The sequence below is a fragment of the Spirosoma daeguense genome (genome assembly GCF_054776875.1).
In genome coordinates, this window is the sequence record NZ_BAAHBF010000008.1 from 261,791 (window position 1) to 278,533 (window position 16,743).

The window sequence follows — 16,743 nt, forward strand, 5'->3', positions numbered from 1 at the left end:
AGTACTACGTCGTCGTTACGTTCAACAACTCATTTTACTTATGAAAAAGAACCTTATCTGTCTGGGGCTGGCTGCTATATCGCTGCTTACCGCCTGCGACCGAAGCTTAGATATTGTGAATCCAAACCAGCTTACCACGCAATCGTTCTGGAAAACAGGAGCCGATGCGCTGGCTGGGGTTAATGCTGTCTACAGCACCACACACCGGGGCGCTATTTCGCGCTGGATGCCATTCTATTACATCATCCGTTCGGATGAAGGACGGAGCCAGAGTCCGGCAACCGATATCGTGAATAACATGGACCAGTTCCTGATAACGGATTATAACTACGGCAACGCTACGGGTATCTGGAACGACAATTATATTGGCATTAACCGGGCCAACCAGGTGATCGACAACGTACCGAATATCCAGATGGACGCTACGTTAAAAAACCGCTATATCGGTGAGGCTAAATTCCTGCGGGCGATGTATTACTACCATCTGGTTACGCTGTGGGGAAACGTACCACTTGTGCTAAAAACCTCCGTAGTGGGTGATAAACCTGCTTCGGCTACTAGTGCGCAGGTGTGGGCGCAGATTGAAAAAGACCTTACCGAAGCGGCTGCTACGTTGCCCACTACGTATGGTTCGGCTGATCTGGGACGGGCTACGAAGGGAGCGGCTTATGCGTTGCTGGCGCGTGCACAGATGCAACAGAAGAAGTATGCCGATGCTGTTACACCTTTACAATGGCTGGTAGAAGGCGATGGAAAGAGCATTTATTCGCTGATGCCCAACTATAGAGATAACTTCTTGTCGACTACAGAAAATAACAAGGAGTCGGTATTTGAATGGCAGTTTCAGATTAACCCCGCCGAGTATACCGATGATGATACCGAAACGCCCAACCAAAACTACGGTACGTCGCTGGCGCAGTTTTTTGGGCCAAGTGGCATTGGCTGGTCTGATGGTGAAGCGAGCCGGTGGCCCACGCGTGAATTCTACGAAAAAACGACAACTGGTGCTCGTGATCCTCGTTTAGCAGCTTCGTTTCTGTATGATTCGACAGACGTACGTGGCCCCGGTTTCACGATGATTTACGGCCAGACATTCACACAGCGCTATGGCAATGACAACAAGCGCGTGTGGTTCAGGAAGTTTCAGAACGATGCCACGAAAAATGAAGAAGGCTATCGCTCACCGAACAACTGGCGGTACATTCGTTATGCCGACGTATTACTGATGTACGCCGAAGCGCTCAACGCTACGGGCAAAACAACACAAGCGTATACGTATGTCGACGTAGTGCGTCAACGGGCCGGATTACCTACGCTTACGGCGGCAAAACCCGGCTTGACGCAGGCACAGTTTTTGACGCAGTTGAAACACGAACGGGTCACAGAGTTATCGGGCGAAGGTCATCGCTGGAACGATCTGGCTCGCTGGGGTGATTTAGGCCCTGAGTTAGCTCCACGCGATCCGGCTTTCTCTACGTTCGTTAAAGGAAAAAGCGAACTGCTGCCCATTCCGCAAATAGATCGGGATTTAAACCCGAATCTGATTCAGAATCCAAATTATTAACAATAGATAGCTAAAGAAAGCGCGACGGATTTCTAACACGTTTAGAGATTCGTCGCTTTATTATTAACTCAATCGTGTATGAAAAACTGGTTTGGTTATTCATTATTGGCCTTTGCACTGGCTGGTGCTGTCAGTTGTAAATCGTCCGGTCCAGGCTCAACTACGCCACCTGTAACGACTGTTGATACGGTAGGGAAATTTCAGAACCCACTTCTGACTGCGGCTCCTGACCCCTGGGTTACGTATAGAGATGGGTTTTACTACGTGATGCATACCACAGGCGGAAACCTACGTATCTACAAAACACGTAGTATGAGTCGGCTCTCCTCGGCTCAGCCTGTAACGGTCTGGACTCCTCCTGCTTCGGGGCCAAACTCCCGCGATATATGGGCGCCAGAACTCTTTTTTCTGAATGGCAAATGGTACATCTATTACGCGGCCGATAACAATGGTGTTGATGCCACGCACCGGATGTTTGTGCTCGAAAATGCTTCGGCTGACCCAACTCAGGGGACTTGGGTCGATAAAGGGCAACTTAACCTGCCGGAAAACAGATGGGCAATCGACGGAACCGTGTTGCAGCTAAACGGTCAATTATATTTTGCCTGGTCGGGTTGGGAAACGGATTTGGGCGGTTCGCAACACCTGTATATTTGTAAGCTCACAAATCCATATACGGTAGAAAGTGGTGCAACGCGCGTCCGGCTGTCGTCGGCTGATTATGCGTGGGAAAAGCAGGGATTTGGTGTGAATGAAGGCCCCGAATTTTTGGTGCACAACAACAAAGTTTATCTGATTTATTCGGCTAGTTTCTGCGGTACAGATTTATACGCGCTTGGTCAGTTAACGGCTGACGCGAGTGCTAACCTGCTCGATCCTAAAGCTTGGACAAAATCGGCAAACCCTGTTTTCGGGCCAAATGCCGGTAATGGAGCCTATGGGGTTGGACATAACAGCTTTTTCACTACGCCAGATGGAGCCCAGAACTGGCTTGTTTACCACGCTAATGCCGGGCCGGGGCAAGGCTGTGGGGATCAACGTTCTGTACGTATGCAACCGTTTACGTGGAAAGCAGACGGCACACCTGATTTTGGTACACCAACACCATTAACTGAATGGATAAAACGGCCAACTGGTGAATAAGAGAATGTCAATAAAAAAGGCGGCAGATACTATTACGTTTCTGCCGCCTTTTTTATTGATAAAGAAATCTATTTCTGGAACGATCCGAATACGTAGTCCCAGAAGGGTGATGATACGCCGTAGTTGCTTTCAGGATTTTTATAGTGGTGAACACTATGATTTATCCACAACTGCTTGAAGATATTCTTCGGTGGTGCGTAAGCGTGTACGATGAAATGGGTAGCCAGATAACCCGAATAGCCAACCAGAAAGCCGGGGAAAAAGGCATAAGCCGCTTCTCCCATCAGCAGAAAGAACACACCGAAAAAGAAAGCCGCTACAATAACAGCAAGTGCTGGTGGCATAGCAAGCCGGGTTTTGTCTTTCGGATATTCGTGGTGAACGCCATGGAACGTGTATTGAATTTTCGCCCGTTGTGGAGTAGAAGGTGCCAGGTGATACAGATAACGGTGTAATACGTACTCGAACAACGTAAACGAAAACAATCCTACCACAAATAAAAGACCAATCATGCTATTGGTCATGTCAGTATATGTAAAGGCGTACCAAACCAGAAAAGCCGACAAAACGAGCCACATAGTGATAGGAACCATAATATGTGTTCGAGAGAGCGCTTCCAGAATTGGGTTATCAAATAACTGTTTGGTGCCGCTATTTTTGGGTCGGGTTTTTCCATGCCCGGCCATCGTTTGCAATTTTTCTTTGGTCGATTCCATAAAGCTGTACTCAATTAAGAATGCAAAAATACAACGAAAATCTTTATTAAGGAGATGATTTTAATTAGTAAAATTAGTTTACTATCTTGGTTATGTCTTATTAACCTCGATCTGATCGGATAGTTTTTCCTGCATGGCTTTCACATCTCCCTTGGGTAATTTAGGTCGGATTATTAGACGGAGTGAGTTGCTGTATGTCAGGTAGTTGAACATCCAGTTGAGGAAGATGAACAATCTGTTTTTTACGCCAACTATAGCCATCAGGTGAACAAATAACCACGTTATCCAGGCGAAAAATCCCTGAAATTTTAAATATGGCAAATCAACAACAGCCAATCCACGGCCAATGGTTGCCATTGTGCCCAGATCATTATAGAAAAATTCTTCGGGCTGTTCGTTACGTACCCAGTGAAGCAGGTTTTTGGCTAAATGGTTTCCTTGCTGAATGGCGGGCTGTGCTACCTGTGGGTGTCCGTTGGGCCATTTCTCTTCAGTCATCAGTGCTACGTCGCCAATGGCAAATACGTCTGTAAAGCCCTGAACCTGACTGTATCGATTCACCTGAACACGTCCGCCACGGCCAAGTACTTCGGGAGGCAAACCTGCCAATGGATTCGCTTTAACACCGGCCGCCCAGATCAGATTGTTGGTACGTAGTGTTGACCCATCGTTCATTGTGACGATACGTCCATCGAAGTCTTTTACCCGTGTATTAAGTTTCACATGCACGCCCAGATCCTGTAAATACTTCAACGAGTGCTCCTGCGACTGAACTGACATTGGCCCTAACAACTCGCCACCCGACTCGATGAGGTAGATGTCCATCATCTTAAAATCCAATTCTGGATAGTCGGCAGGAAGAACCGTTTTACGCATTTCGGCCAGCGTACCGCAGAGTTCTACCCCTGTTGGCCCACCGCCTACCACTACTACGTCCATCAACCCTTCTTTTTCGTCAAGGGTCTCAACGCTCAGTGCATCCTCAAAATTCTGAAGCATGCGGTTACGTAGCGCAATAGCTTCAGATACAGACTTCATGGCCAGTCCTTTTTCAATAATATTCTGCTGGTTGAAAAAGTTGGTGTCGGCACCCGTAGCCATAACCAGATAATCGTACGTAACAGGCCCTAATTCTGTATCGACGGTTTTATCGGCTGTGCGCACGTTTGTTACGTTGGTAACCCGGATATGAACGTTCTGACAATTCCCAAATGCCGCTCGTAGCGGAAACGAAATCGAATTTGCTTCCAGACCCGCAGTTGCCACTTGATAATAAAGTGGCTGAAATTCGTGGTAATTATGTCGATTAAGCAGAACTACCTGAAATTCACTACGTCGGGATAACTTGCGAGCCAGCTTTAAGCCGCCAAAACCTGCGCCTACAATGACGACTCGTTTTCGATCTGTTTTAGGTATGTTTGGGTTCATTCGTATCAGTTTACCGTTCTCAACTTAGGATGGCCGGAGACTGTTCTTATTAATGACACTTAAACTGCTGTCTCCCCTAAATTTTAACTGTAAAATTTTAGCCCACCATCGGTTTGGCTTCCTGAAGGACTCGCTCGTAGTGAGCTTCGTAAAGCGGCAAGATACGCGATAACTCGAATTCTTTAGCCCTTGCCAGTGCGTTTTCTTTGAAAGTAGGCAGGTTGGCGTCATCCAGAACGTAAAGCGCATTTTTGACCATATCGTCAACATCACCCACTGGGCTCAGAAAACCTGTTACGCCCTGAATATTCAATTCGGGCAAACCACCGGCATTAGACGTGATTAACGGAACTTCGCAAGCAAGTGCTTCAAGAGCTGCCAAACCAAAGCTTTCATTTTCAGATGGCATGATGAATAAATCAGCAACTGACAGCACCTCTTCAACAGCATCGAGTTTACCCAGAAACCGAACCTGTTCATAAATGCCAAGATCGCGTACGAGCCGCTCTATACGGGCGCGTTCGGGGCCATCGCCAACCAATAATAATTTGGCTGGGGTTTGCGCCTGAACATGATAGAATGTCATGACGGCATCATCGATGCGTTTTACCCGACGAAAATTTGACGTGTGCACAATCAATTTTTCACCATTTGGGCAGATCGCTTTCTTAAAATGCTCCTTCTGTTGGCGTTTAAACCGACTGAGGTCGATGAAGTTTGGAATTACTTCAATTTCCCGGTGAACCTTAAAGTGTTTGTAGGTGTCCTGCCGCAGATTTTCGGAGACTGACGTAACACCGTCCGATTCATTAATGCTGAACGTAACAACGGGCTCATACGATGCATCTTTACCTACCAGCGTAATATCGGTGCCATGAAGCGTAGTTACTACTGGTACGTAGCGCCCTTGCGAACGTAGTATCATTTTGGCCATATACGCTGCCGATGCGTGTGGAATGGCGTAGTGAACGTGCAGTAAATCAACGTTTTCGTTCAATACTACATTCACCATTTCACTAGCAAGTGCCGATTCGTATGGAGCGTATTGGAAGAGCGGATAGGAAGGTATATTTACTTCATGATAGAAAACATTTTCATTGAAAAAATCGAGACGAGGTGGCTGCTGATACGTTATGAAGTGAATCTGGTGACCATTTTTCGCTAACGCTTTGCCCAATTCGGTGGCTACAACGCCACTTCCCCCAAAAGTTGGGTAACACACGATGCCAATTTTCATGCGTGATAGAACGAGTTTGGTGTGTCAACAACAAACCTGTACAAAAGGATTCATTTCGGCAGCGGTAAAGAAACTTAGGTATATAAGCAAAATCAGTATTGTTGGCTATTAATGCTTGATTTAGTCTGATTCTTTGCGGGTTTTCTCTTTACTGCTTCCTCTAAAATCTTTATTTTTGAAGGAAAAAATAATATAAAGGAAATCTGAGATTCAAATTAACGACTTAGGTTCAGTGATATAACATCCATGAAAGCAATCGGCCTCCTACTCTTTTTTGTACCATTTCTTAGTTACGCACAGGATAAAAATACGTTTCGTAAAACGACCTGGGGAATGACACGAGCGCAGGTGATTGCCTCTGAATCACCACGTAAACCCGTGAAAGATGGAGCCGATCGGGTTGAATATGCCGACATACCCGTTGGGCCGGCGAAGTGCAAGCTATTTTATGAATTAACTCAGGATCAGTTAATACGGTCGCATTTTTACTACCGTCCTCAGAATAAAGACCAGTATACAACAACTGCTTTACATGAGGATGCACAAAAAGCATTGAACCGCAAATTCGGAAAACCCGTTGCTACGGATAAGGCGAGTATGAGCGAGTTGGCAAGAAAAGCACCCGCTCATGGTGTTGCACTAAGCATTCTTGATGGAAACATGGTTAAATCGTTGATGGCCTGGGAAACTCCTGTTACGCTGGTTGTGCTGACGTACTGGAAGCCCGAAGGCGGCAAAGGGGCCGATATTATGATGCTGGATTATTTCAGCAGAGCGGCTAAACCAAAGAAATAGATTTTTAGTGCCTGTTATTGAGGGTGCTACAGTGAATTCTTTCTTGACTTATAAGGCTGGCTTTTTACTGATTTTCCAGAATAAGCTTCAGTTGTATCGCTAAATTTCACGTACTACGTTGGATTAAGGTATTAGCTTAAAAGTTTATGTTGGTGCGTCAACCCATTCCTTTCTCGGCTTTTACATTTGGCTTTCTGCGGCTCATACGCGTGCAGAATTTGCTGATTGTTATGCTGACACAATTTCTGGCGCGTATGTTTCTTGTTGGCCCCCAGCCCGACGAGCAACCAATTAGCCATCTGCGTTTGCTGATTGATCCGTCGCTGTGGCTGCTATCTGTATCAACCGTTTGTATTGCTGCCGCTGGCTATATTATCAATGATTACTTCGACGTAAAGATTGATCTTATCAACAAGCCCGAGCGAGTAATTATCGGTCGTTACCTTAAGCGTCGAATTGCCATTGGTGTTCATCAGGTGCTAAACGTAGTGGGTTGCCTGATAGGGCTTTACCTGAGTAAATGGGTCTTTCTGGTCGATGTAGTATCTGTTACGTTATTGTGGTTTTATTCGGCGCAGTTCAAACGCCAGCCTTTTGTTGGCAATCTGATTGTTTCGCTGCTAACGGCTTTTTCGTTGATTGTGCTGGCCGTTTATTATCGCCAAAATGTCGATATGCTATTGATTTACGCCTTGTTTTCGTTTGGTATATCGCTCATTCGTGAAATCATCAAGGATATGCAGGACATTCGGGGGGATGCCCGATTTGGGTGCCGGACGTTACCTATCGTTTGGGGGCTTCGCCGGACAAAATACCTGCTTTATGTATTGATTGGGGCCTTTGTAATCAGTCTGTTTCTGATTGCGCTTTCCTTACAGAATTTTCGGCTCAACCTTATTTTTCTTCTGCTCGCCATTCCACTTTCATGGCTGATTTACAGACTTGTTATTGCAGACACCCGGCGGGATTTTGGTTACCTGAGTGGACTCTGTAAGCTCATTATGCTGATGGGCGTAGTAAGCATGATCTGGGCCTGAAAACCGTTAACTCAAACATTCCTTCTTTTAGTTGATTGATAGATTAGCTTTGGCCTATTAATCAAATTCGCATCATTTTATGAGAACTCTTATTGCTTCGTTACTACTGACGTTGAGTTTGTTACGTACTGGTTTGGCTCAGGATTGTCTGGGTATTACGTTTAAACAGGGTGCCAGTTTTGAAATGAGTATGTTTAATGCCAAGGATAAACCCACAGGTAAAGTCCTCTATGAAGTGAAGGACGTGCATAAAGAAGGCGGTTCGACAGTTATTGAAATGTCGACCATAGTTCAGGATGCGCGAGGTAAATCACAGGCACCGGCCATTATCCGCTACACCTGTACAGGCACCGAATTACTCGCCGATATGTCGGGTATGATGCAGTCGATGCAAAATAGTGGTTTGAAAGACAGTGAGATGAAATTAAAGATCAACAAACTGGCATATCCCGCTAAATTCAGTGTTGGGCAGAAACTAACTGACGGGCAGATGGAGGCAGAAATGGTGAGTAGCGGAACAGCTATGATGACCATGAACATGACCATGACGAATCGGCAGGTAGAAGGGCAGGAGTCATTGACAACGCCCGCTGGTACGTTTAATACCTATAAAATTACTGCCGATACCAATTTTGAGAGCCGGGTGATGGGAATGCCCATTCGTAATTCGATGAAGACGATTGCGTATCGGGCTGAAAATCAAATTCTCGATGTAAGATCAGAAACCTACAATAAAAGCGGAAAGCTCATGGGATACACCCTGCTTACCAAAGCTAATTAAGACCAGTACAGAAAAAATTGACCTTTGCGCAACTTTGTTGCAAAAAAGTAGGTTGAAAGGAAGTACGTTTGCGAAAAGCGTCGTATTTTCGCCCTATCTATGAAAACAGATATTCTCGAGCGCAAAGCCGATTACATTGGCATTACCGGTTCCGTACTGTGCATTATTCACTGTCTCATTACGCCCATGCTGTTAATGACGACATCTTTTTTTCAGGATGAGCAACTTCGTATCGGCTACCTCAGCCTCGATTACGTCTTTATTGTTGTTAACATCATCGCCGTTTATTTTGCCACAAGGCACTACGCTCCAATAGGTATCAAACGGGCGCTGTGGGGCTTTCTTCTTCTATTTTCGTTCGCCATTATTCTGGAAGATGTAAACGAAGCGTTCGAATACCTTGGTTATGCAGCATCCGCAGGTCTTGTAATTACTCACCTGCTGAATATCCGGCAACATCGTTTAAATCACGTTCACTGACCTGGATTTAAGAGATTTAGGGTTTAGTTTGGCCCATAAGCCCGGTTGCCGATGAACGTATCGTCGGCGAGGGTTTTCAGAAAGGCAATAATCTGTTTTTGTTCGGTGCTAGTGAGCGAAATTCCGAGTTTTCCATCTTTTTTCAACAGCGGATCGAGCGTTGGGCTGTTCGTAACGCCCGAATTATAGTGCTCTAAAACCTGCTCCAATGCAATAAAACGGCCATCGTGCATATATGGATACGTCCGATCTATGTTACGTAGGCTGGGCACTCTAAATTTCAGCCGGTCGGTTTCGTTGAGTGTAATTACGTAGCGCCCCTGATCGTTGATTGGCCCAGCAGGAAGTCCGTTATTTCGGTAACTTTTATCTGTAAATAAATCGGTAGCATGGCAACTGGCGCATTTTTGCTGAAATAGATTCAGTCCTGCCAGTTCATCAGGTGTTAATTCCCCACCCGCTTCTTTTCGAACGTATTTATCGTAACGGGAATCTGCCGAAACAAGCGTAAGCATAAACTGGGAAAGTGCCTTCAGAAAGCGGGCTGTTGTGACCGTATCAGAGCCAAAGGCCGCTTTAAACAGCGATTTGTATTTCGGAATTTTCTGAACCCGGCTCAACGCATCCGAAAATTTCAAATCCATCTCCACCGGATTTTGAATTGGCGTCATCGGAAGCATATCCAGATCGGTAACACCACCATCCCAGAAAAACTCACGATCCCAGGCCAGATTCTGTAAACCGGGTACGTTACGTGTTCCTGTTTTACTATCGATACCGTGGCTCAACGGATGATCGGAGTGAGCAAAACCGGCAAATTGTTGATGGCAGAAACCGCAACTAACCGTACTATCGCGCGAAAGCTGAGGATCGTAAAACAACGTTCTCCCCAACGTAACGCCTTCTACAGTCAGCGGGTTTAGGGCTAAATTATAGACCGATTCGGGAAAATTGGCGGGTTTACGCAACGTAACAGGCGTAGTCTGATACCCCACACCACCGCCAGTGGTTGGTGGATCGGTGCCGGGCGCCGGGTCAACTTCTTTCTGTTTCTGACAGGCAATCGTCAATCCAAACAGAGTTACGCTGATAACTATTCCGACGCGTTTTGCCAGTTGAGAAGTTAGTTTCACCATTAATTTGCCTGCATACGGTCGTAACGTATCATCTGTGCGTAGTTATTCGCAATGCCTATCGAGAAATCTTCAAACATAACCGTCGAATGTTGAGCGATACTCAGCTTCGTTGACCCATCGAAGACTTTCAGCAAATCGGTAGTTAATTGTACAGCGGGCGTTGTTGTGGGTTGAACACTAATAACATCTGACCCAAACGGTAACGTAACAGTTCGTAGATTATTGATGGTTTTCTTTCCGTTATAACCACCACCAAAACCGCCAACATGGTAAAAAAACTGATTATTCTGGGTAGCGGGCGCTACGTTCGAAATACCTTCTAGTTTCAGGAAAATATAGCCGGAATTCCAGTCCCAGTACATAGGGTCGTGTGTTGTGAGGCCGGGATCAAGCACACCGGTTCGTTTGCTGATATCGGCAAGGCTGCGTAAGCTATCGACCCCAATCAGAAACGATACGCCTGTGTAGTTACCGGCTGGCAAATTGGCCAACGTAACAGTTTGTGAAGCCGGGCGCGATTCTTCGATCAAAAAATAGCTGCTGTCCTGCGGAACTACGTAGTCACTACCGTCCTGTTTTTTGAGCCGGATATTGCTGACGTAGTAATTGAATTTAGAAACGGTGAATGATTCGCCTGTTGAATTCTTATAGGTAGTGTTGTTGAGCTGTAAATCCGACGTTCCTACTATATTATTGAACACGATACGTAGCTTGCCGGGTTTGGCATTGAAGGAATCATCAGTATCGGGCGTATCGCAGGCACTGATGGCCAGCGCAATACAGGCGCTAATCACCCAACTAAGAGCAGTAATACCTTTCATCATGGTTCTAGAGCTGTTTGCAGGCAGAGGTTGGTTGTACGTAATAGTAACGCTGATAAAGCTGAAATCATGTAGAAAATTGTGATTTTAATCCATGTAAGTAATCGCATATATAAGAATGGGTTCCTTAAAAAATATTTAGCCTATAATATTTGTGGAATAAAGAATCCTGTGCTTAAATTTATATTCCCGTTACGCAAATTATGCCATTCCCGTAGCCGGGTTACCCGATGATTTTTTTCACTATAATCAGCTCGTAAACCGACCAGATACGTCATGACATTAGTACGTAACCACCGTTACTGGTGGGCTTTAGGATTCTTTTTTCTAAGTCTGCTACCCATAATTGGAAAATCGTCTGCCGATCGCTCTGCCGATCAGATTCTTGGCCGATGGTTGTTTCCGGCAAAAGGATCGAGTGTTGAAGTATATCGCAATGGAGATCGTTATTTTGCCCGTATTGCCGATGTTAGTCAAACTGGTAGCCAGTTTTTCGGTTTAGAAAAAGACCAGTTGCTCATGCGCGATCTGGTTTTTGACGGAAAAAGCTGGTCGGGTGGCGAATTGATTCATCCGAAAACCGGTCAGCATTTCGGGATCGAACTTAAACTGGTTGATGCGCAGACGATGACAGCTACGGTCTATAAAGGGTGCAAGTGGCTGCATAAAGAATTTGTCCTGACCCGACCTACAAAAGTGTAACCTTCCTCTCTTTTATAAAAAACGGCGTCGCTCAGCAATGGGCGACGCTTTTTGTTTTCTGATGGGCCGAGTGGTGGTTAGCCCTGATAAATGGTAGAAAGTTGGGGAGACTTTTTCCGCAAAATAGTTGTTTTACTAACGACGATGAACTAGGTTGCTCGTCGAAATAAACCACAAACCTGACTAACGGACAATGATTTCACCTTGGTTAATTATGATTATTGTCTTCGGCCTCAGCGCTTTTGTGAGCTGGCGGTTACGAAGTAAATTTAATGAATACTCACAAATCGGCTTAAGTAACGGATTGAGTGGAGCCGAAGTTGCGGAGCAAATGCTACGCCAGAATGGCATTTACGATGTTCGCGTTGTGTCGGTAGAAGGTATGCTGACCGACCACTATAACCCGCAGGATAAAACGGTTAACCTTAGCGCCGACGTGTATTATGGTCGAAGTGTGGCGGCTGCGGCTGTTGCCTCACACGAATGCGGCCACGCGGTTCAGCACAACGTAGCTTACGGCCCGTTGAAGTTCCGGTCGGCTATGGTACCTATCCTGACGGTTTCGTCGCAGTATATGCAGTGGATTTTGCTGGCGGGTATTTTCCTGCTGCAAACAACGCCTATTCCGCTGGCTATTGGCGTTGCGCTGTTTGCATTGACTACGTTGTTTAGCTTTGTTACGTTGCCAGTTGAGTTCGACGCCAGCCGTCGGGCACTGGCCTGGATTCAGAATAACGGCGTGGTGAATTCCCGCGAATATGGTTATGCTAAAGACGCGCTTTGGTGGGCAGCTATGACCTACGTAGTGGCGGCTTTAGGTTCGCTGGCTTCCCTGCTTTATTATGCCAGCCTGCTGTTGGGTGGCCGACGTAGCGACTAAGTTATACGATTTATAAAAGTGAAGCGGGGACGTAGTGAAATTTTCATTACGTCCCCGCTTCACTTTTATGTATTTTCTGATCAGACCATAAGCAGATTATTGAGTTGCAATAGTGCTTCATAGCCCGACGATTGAGGCATTGTAGGAGTAGGAGCCGACGTATCGATAAGCATACCAGCAACTGCAACCGCTAAAGCAATTACGAGCGCTGGCCAGAAACCAACAATCGTAAAGCTGTCCATAAACTTGTCAATCAATTTGAGCAAGAGGGCAGTAACTACAACCCGAACCAGACCTGTCAACAGGAAAAAAGTGACCAGGTTGAGCGGGAAACGAACAAGCCAACCGACTAAAAAATTAAGTAAGCCAAGGATAACGGCAATGAGCAGCGCTGTTCCAAAACTCTTGACATCAACTTGAGGCATAATGTAGGCTAGGCCAAAAATGACGGCAGCATCAAGTAATAAGTGTAGTATAAGATTCATAAAATGGTAGAATTAGTTCATTTCAACAACCGCTTTCCCCTTACGATAGTTTAGAGAATATAGTACTAATCGTTACTGATATGACCCGGCTTTTGATTTTATTTTTTGTGCTGTTGATGTCCTATGCGCGCAGTTCGGCACAACAGCCAACCGCAATATCATCGCCGAACGACGCTGCAAAAGTGTATCGGTTTGGTGAACCAAGTCGGGATGGTATCGGTAAAATTTATCGAGGGCGTGAAATCGCACAAGTGATGGGTCATCTGGGAGCGGCCTGGCTTGAACGACCCGAGCGCGAACAGGAAGAACGTACCGATTTATTGCTCAAAGCACTATCTCTAAAACCAACCGACGTAGTGGCCGATATTGGCGCTGGTACGGGTTTCTTTACGTTCCGAATGGCTCCTGAAGTGCCACAAGGTCGTATACTAGCCGTTGATATTCAACCTGAAATGATTACGTATCTGAACGAAGGGAAATCAAAACGGAAACTCACAAACGTAATGCCTATTCTGGGTACCGAATCAAATCCAAAACTGGCCGCAAACAGCATCGACATGGCTATAATGATTGATGCGTATCACGAATTTTCATACCCCCGCGAAATGGTAGCGTACATTGTATCGGCCCTGAAACCGGGTGGACGTATCGTATTAGTTGAATATCGGGCCGAAGACCCAACGGTTCCAATCAAACCGCTTCACAAACTGAGTGTAGCTCAGGCCACTAAAGAAATGAAAACTGCTGGTCTGCGTCTGCTTAAAACCGACAATCGACTGCCGCAACAGCATATTATGTTCTTCGGAAAGTAAAATATCAACGTAGCATTTAGGGAATTGGCAACGTAACACCTTTTTCTACAGCTAATTAACCTCTGTCCCTTACAACCTTTTGCTATGTATAGGAATCTTTAGGGAAATTAGCCAGATAGCCTTATGCGTATTGTTTACCCGCTCATTGGAGTCATTTTTCTATTGCTCAGTTGTCGGACGAATGACGGTGATGAACTGATTGTTGCACCCGTAAAATCGCTTTCCGATTTACCTACCGATTATCGACCAATTCAAACTGGGGGCGTAGTGACTGGCCGGTTAAAAAGCGAGGTACATGCTGGTCAGTTGAGTAGCGAATGGCGTTATAACAAACAAGGTAATTTGCTGGAAGGTCGGCGATTTCGTTCAGGGGAGCTGCTGGTAGCTGACCAATACTACTATGATGTAGAAGGCCGATTACGGTTTATCCAGCATTTTGAAAGTGCGTGTATGTTAGTAAGTACTTCTCAATGTTCGGCACCTGTAAAATGGACTAGCTACGATGAGGTAGACGTTGATAATGCAAATCGTATTCAGGAAAGCCGTACGTTTTTAAACCAGTCGGGCAAGTGGGAACTACGTAGCATAACTAACTACGTTTACGATAGCCAGGGCAGGGCCATTAAACTAATACGTCATGACGGCAGCCGTAAACTATCAACCACGCAGGAATTTACCTACGATAACCAGAGCAATGTCACTGCCCTACGAGAGATAAATCACTACGTAACGTCTAGCCCTGATCTGGCCGACCGAACATTTACCTATAATTATGATAAAGGCTTAAACCCCTATGTTGGTACTGTACACTACGTATCACCCTACTTTATAAGTCGCAATATTCAGTCAACCCCTGGTACTACGTATGAGTATAATATCAGAGGTTACCCAACAAAGATTCATCAGAGCAACGTAGTGACTGAATTGGCCTATTACTGATTCGCCAGTTTACTTTTCCGAAAGCCATACGAAAAGTAAATAGCCAGTCCAATAACTAGCCAGATACCAAAAATCTGCCAGTTACTAGCCCCTAACTCGGTCATTAAATAGAGATTAGTCAGTATACCAATTACAGGAAGTAGCGAAAAATTGTAGCGAAAACCCTGTACAGCTAACAAGAGCCATACGCCCCAAAACACAATCAACAGAGGTTTCTCGTCTACTGTCTGGGCCATATCGCTTGTCGTTAGTGTATACGCCAGTGCGGCCAGAAGCACAACGCCAATGATATATTTTCCATTGATGTAAGGCACTTTAAACTTCGATTGTGCTGTCAATCCTCTGGCATCCAGAAATAATATACCTGCACAGACAAGAATGAAGGCAAAGAACGTACCCACGCTTGTCAGATCGACAAACGTTTTGAGGTCCATGAACAAAGAAGGCACTGCCACAATGATACCTGTAATAATAGTAGCAAAGGAGGGCGTTTTGTATTTGGGGTGAACCTGCGAAAATCGTTTCCAAAGCAGGCCATCGCGACTCATTGTCATCCAGATACGTGGTTGCCCAAGCTGATATACCAACAGAGCACTCGTAATAGCAACAACGGCACTCACCGAAATGACTCCAGCCACAAAATCAAGGTTTACTTTTTGAAATACATAAGCTAGAGGATCGCTTACACCTAACTCTTTATAATTGACCATTCCTGTAAGCACCAGCGTGATCAATACGTATAAAACAGTGCAAATGCCTAAACAATAGAGCATAGCGCGGGGAAGATCGCGTTGAGGGTTCTTACATTCTTCAGCCGTAGTCGAAATGGAATCGAAGCCGATAAAGGCAAAAAAGACCGATGCTACCCCGCTTAAAACACCCGAAACCCCATTCGGCGCAAATGGCGACCAGTTGGCTGGTTTTACGTAAAAAGCCCCTACACCAATAACTAGTCCGATGACGGCTAATTTGAGTACGACCAGAATATTGCTTGCCGTGCGTGATTCTTTAATGCCGATGTATACTAAAGCTGTAATTAACACCGTAATGGCTCCGGCAGGTAGATTTGCAATTAACTTCAAACTACCTAGCATGGGCGCATTAGCGTATGCATCAGCGAGCAGACGTGTATTTTCGGGTAACGTAGTCAGCGCAGTTCCTGCCTGTTTCGTTTGTTCAACTAATTCGAAGGCACGAGATGCGGTACCGTAATCAGTTGCGAAGTATTTAGGAAACGTAATCCCAAAACCACTGAGCATAGACGTGAAATACTCCGACCATGAAATGGCGACAACCATATTACTGACCGCATATTCGAGAATAAGCGCCCAACCAATGACCCACGCGAAAATCTCTCCAAAAGCCACGTAAGCATAGGTATATGCGCTGCCACTCACCGGAACAGTACTGGCAAATTGCGCATAACTCAAGGCCGTGAACACGCAGGCAATAGCCGTAAAAACAAACAAAAGTGATACTGCCGGACCACCGTTATAACTTGCCAGACCAATTGTGCTAAAAATACCAGCCCCAATAATAGCCGCAATGCCAAATGATGTTAAATCGCGAACTCCCAGTGTTTTTACCAATTTGCTGGATTCTCCTTCGGAGGCATCACTTAAGATTTGAGTTACGGTCTTTTTGCGAAAAAGAGACATAGGCTAACGGGAGAAAAACAGGGTCTATTGATGTTAAACGGCTAAAATATAAATTTTTTCACTGTTCCCTTAAAATAGCCCTATTACGGCCTATATATCCTTATACAAGAGCGATAATAATAAGCAAAG

General features: G+C 45.5%; 17 protein-coding genes. 10 read left to right on the forward strand and 7 right to left on the reverse strand.

What is annotated here, in order from left to right; all coding sequences use genetic code 11:
• Positions 1 to 40 precede the first annotated feature (40 nt).
• Together ACYVD4_RS25040 and ACYVD4_RS25045 are read left to right on the forward strand one after the other, a co-directional pair.
• Positions 41 to 1,564, forward strand: coding sequence for a RagB/SusD family nutrient uptake outer membrane protein (locus ACYVD4_RS25040; protein WP_460950369.1), 1,524 nt, complete (start codon positions 41 to 43; stop codon positions 1,562 to 1,564).
• Positions 1,565 to 1,642: 78 nt separating this feature from the next.
• On the forward strand, positions 1,643 to 2,707 hold the full coding sequence (locus ACYVD4_RS25045; RefSeq protein WP_460950371.1) for a glycoside hydrolase family 43 protein: 1,065 nt from the start codon (positions 1,643 to 1,645) through the stop codon (positions 2,705 to 2,707).
• Positions 2,708 to 2,775: 68 nt separating this feature from the next.
• On the opposite strand, the gene ACYVD4_RS25050 is transcribed toward ACYVD4_RS25045, so the two are convergent.
• From ACYVD4_RS25050 to bshA, 3 genes are all read right to left on the reverse strand, one after another.
• Entirely contained in the window at positions 2,776 to 3,423 is a 648-nt protein-coding gene (locus ACYVD4_RS25050) for a sterol desaturase family protein (RefSeq protein WP_460950373.1), read from the reverse strand.
• Positions 3,424 to 3,513: 90 nt separating this feature from the next.
• Positions 3,514 to 4,851, reverse strand: a complete 1,338-nt coding sequence (locus ACYVD4_RS25055) for an NAD(P)/FAD-dependent oxidoreductase (RefSeq protein ID WP_460950375.1) — start codon at positions 4,849 to 4,851, stop codon at positions 3,514 to 3,516.
• A gap of 97 nt (positions 4,852 to 4,948) precedes the next feature.
• The gene (bshA, locus tag ACYVD4_RS25060) at positions 4,949 to 6,088 is read right to left on the reverse strand and encodes an N-acetyl-alpha-D-glucosaminyl L-malate synthase BshA (RefSeq protein WP_460950377.1); all 1,140 of its coding nucleotides are present in this window, start codon (positions 6,086 to 6,088) and stop codon (positions 4,949 to 4,951) included.
• A 246-nt stretch (positions 6,089 to 6,334) separates the two neighbouring features.
• Between bshA and ACYVD4_RS25065 the strand changes: the two genes are divergently transcribed.
• The 4 genes from ACYVD4_RS25065 (at position 6,335) to ACYVD4_RS25080 (ending at position 9,181) form a co-directional block, all read left to right on the forward strand.
• Complete coding sequence (locus tag ACYVD4_RS25065; RefSeq protein WP_460950379.1) at positions 6,335 to 6,883, forward strand: hypothetical protein; 549 nt, start codon at positions 6,335 to 6,337, stop codon at positions 6,881 to 6,883.
• 146 nt (positions 6,884 to 7,029) lie between these two features.
• Complete coding sequence (locus ACYVD4_RS25070; protein WP_460950381.1) at positions 7,030 to 7,920, forward strand: geranylgeranylglycerol-phosphate geranylgeranyltransferase; 891 nt, start codon at positions 7,030 to 7,032, stop codon at positions 7,918 to 7,920.
• A 79-nt stretch (positions 7,921 to 7,999) separates the two neighbouring features.
• Positions 8,000 to 8,701: a TapB family protein gene (locus ACYVD4_RS25075; protein ID WP_460950383.1), complete on the forward strand. Its 702-nt coding sequence runs from the start codon at positions 8,000 to 8,002 to the stop codon at positions 8,699 to 8,701.
• A gap of 99 nt (positions 8,702 to 8,800) precedes the next feature.
• On the forward strand, positions 8,801 to 9,181 hold the full coding sequence (locus tag ACYVD4_RS25080) for a MerC domain-containing protein (RefSeq protein WP_460950384.1): 381 nt from the start codon (positions 8,801 to 8,803) through the stop codon (positions 9,179 to 9,181).
• A gap of 23 nt (positions 9,182 to 9,204) precedes the next feature.
• Here ACYVD4_RS25080 and ACYVD4_RS25085 read toward each other — a convergent pair whose 3' ends face one another.
• A complete protein-coding gene (locus tag ACYVD4_RS25085; RefSeq protein ID WP_460950385.1) occupies positions 9,205 to 10,317 on the reverse strand; it encodes a cytochrome-c peroxidase in 1,113 nt (370 codons plus the stop codon).
• The gene (locus ACYVD4_RS25090; protein WP_460950387.1) at positions 10,317 to 11,141 is read right to left on the reverse strand and encodes an MbnP family protein; all 825 of its coding nucleotides are present in this window, start codon (positions 11,139 to 11,141) and stop codon (positions 10,317 to 10,319) included. Before ACYVD4_RS25090 ends, ACYVD4_RS25085 begins: the two co-directional genes overlap by 1 nt.
• A gap of 273 nt (positions 11,142 to 11,414) precedes the next feature.
• On the opposite strand from ACYVD4_RS25090, the gene ACYVD4_RS25095 reads away from it, so the two are divergent.
• Positions 11,415 to 11,840, forward strand: coding sequence for a DUF2147 domain-containing protein (locus tag ACYVD4_RS25095; RefSeq protein WP_460950389.1), 426 nt, complete (start codon positions 11,415 to 11,417; stop codon positions 11,838 to 11,840).
• Between the two features lie 214 nt (positions 11,841 to 12,054).
• Positions 12,055 to 12,720 carry a zinc metallopeptidase gene (locus ACYVD4_RS25100; protein WP_460950390.1) on the forward strand — a complete coding sequence of 222 codons (666 nt, stop codon included), beginning with the start codon at positions 12,055 to 12,057 and terminating at the stop codon, positions 12,718 to 12,720.
• Positions 12,721 to 12,800: 80 nt separating this feature from the next.
• Here ACYVD4_RS25100 and ACYVD4_RS25105 read toward each other — a convergent pair whose 3' ends face one another.
• Positions 12,801 to 13,205 (reverse strand): phage holin family protein, encoded by a 405-nt coding sequence (locus ACYVD4_RS25105; protein WP_460950392.1) that lies wholly within the window; start codon positions 13,203 to 13,205, stop codon positions 12,801 to 12,803.
• Between the two features lie 80 nt (positions 13,206 to 13,285).
• Here ACYVD4_RS25105 and ACYVD4_RS25110 point away from each other — a divergent pair, with 80 nt between their 5' ends.
• Positions 13,286 to 14,017: a class I SAM-dependent methyltransferase gene (locus ACYVD4_RS25110; protein WP_460950393.1), complete on the forward strand. Its 732-nt coding sequence runs from the start codon at positions 13,286 to 13,288 to the stop codon at positions 14,015 to 14,017.
• A 123-nt stretch (positions 14,018 to 14,140) separates the two neighbouring features.
• Positions 14,141 to 14,956 carry a hypothetical protein gene (locus ACYVD4_RS25115; RefSeq protein ID WP_460950394.1) on the forward strand — a complete coding sequence of 272 codons (816 nt, stop codon included), beginning with the start codon at positions 14,141 to 14,143 and terminating at the stop codon, positions 14,954 to 14,956.
• Here the strand turns inward: ACYVD4_RS25115 and ACYVD4_RS25120 are convergent.
• Positions 14,950 to 16,614 carry an amino acid permease gene (locus tag ACYVD4_RS25120; protein ID WP_460950395.1) on the reverse strand — a complete coding sequence of 555 codons (1,665 nt, stop codon included), beginning with the start codon at positions 16,612 to 16,614 and terminating at the stop codon, positions 14,950 to 14,952. The two genes, ACYVD4_RS25115 and ACYVD4_RS25120, sit on opposite strands and share 7 nt — an antisense overlap.
• Between the last annotated feature and the right edge of the window lie 129 nt (positions 16,615 to 16,743).

What these genes read in the sequence shown, in the direction of transcription:
- ACYVD4_RS25040 (WP_460950369.1), top strand. Translation starts at nt 41, where the DNA reads ATGAAAAAGAACCTTATCTGTCTGGGGCTGGCTGCTATATCGCTGCTT.
- ACYVD4_RS25045 (WP_460950371.1), top strand. Translation starts at nt 1,643, where the DNA reads ATGAAAAACTGGTTTGGTTATTCATTATTGGCCTTTGCACTGGCTGGT.
- ACYVD4_RS25050 (WP_460950373.1), bottom strand. Translation starts at nt 3,423, where the DNA reads ATGGAATCGACCAAAGAAAAATTGCAAACGATGGCCGGGCATGGAAAA.
- ACYVD4_RS25055 (WP_460950375.1), bottom strand. Translation starts at nt 4,851, where the DNA reads ATGAACCCAAACATACCTAAAACAGATCGAAAACGAGTCGTCATTGTA.
- bshA (WP_460950377.1), bottom strand. Translation starts at nt 6,088, where the DNA reads ATGAAAATTGGCATCGTGTGTTACCCAACTTTTGGGGGAAGTGGCGTT.
- ACYVD4_RS25065 (WP_460950379.1), top strand. Translation starts at nt 6,335, where the DNA reads ATGAAAGCAATCGGCCTCCTACTCTTTTTTGTACCATTTCTTAGTTAC.
- ACYVD4_RS25070 (WP_460950381.1), top strand. Translation starts at nt 7,030, where the DNA reads ATGTTGGTGCGTCAACCCATTCCTTTCTCGGCTTTTACATTTGGCTTT.
- ACYVD4_RS25075 (WP_460950383.1), top strand. Translation starts at nt 8,000, where the DNA reads ATGAGAACTCTTATTGCTTCGTTACTACTGACGTTGAGTTTGTTACGT.
- ACYVD4_RS25080 (WP_460950384.1), top strand. Translation starts at nt 8,801, where the DNA reads ATGAAAACAGATATTCTCGAGCGCAAAGCCGATTACATTGGCATTACC.
- ACYVD4_RS25085 (WP_460950385.1), bottom strand. Translation starts at nt 10,317, where the DNA reads ATGGTGAAACTAACTTCTCAACTGGCAAAACGCGTCGGAATAGTTATC.
- ACYVD4_RS25090 (WP_460950387.1), bottom strand. Translation starts at nt 11,141, where the DNA reads ATGATGAAAGGTATTACTGCTCTTAGTTGGGTGATTAGCGCCTGTATT.
- ACYVD4_RS25095 (WP_460950389.1), top strand. Translation starts at nt 11,415, where the DNA reads ATGACATTAGTACGTAACCACCGTTACTGGTGGGCTTTAGGATTCTTT.
- ACYVD4_RS25100 (WP_460950390.1), top strand. Translation starts at nt 12,055, where the DNA reads ATGATTATTGTCTTCGGCCTCAGCGCTTTTGTGAGCTGGCGGTTACGA.
- ACYVD4_RS25105 (WP_460950392.1), bottom strand. Translation starts at nt 13,205, where the DNA reads ATGAATCTTATACTACACTTATTACTTGATGCTGCCGTCATTTTTGGC.
- ACYVD4_RS25110 (WP_460950393.1), top strand. Translation starts at nt 13,286, where the DNA reads ATGACCCGGCTTTTGATTTTATTTTTTGTGCTGTTGATGTCCTATGCG.
- ACYVD4_RS25115 (WP_460950394.1), top strand. Translation starts at nt 14,141, where the DNA reads ATGCGTATTGTTTACCCGCTCATTGGAGTCATTTTTCTATTGCTCAGT.
- ACYVD4_RS25120 (WP_460950395.1), bottom strand. Translation starts at nt 16,614, where the DNA reads ATGTCTCTTTTTCGCAAAAAGACCGTAACTCAAATCTTAAGTGATGCC.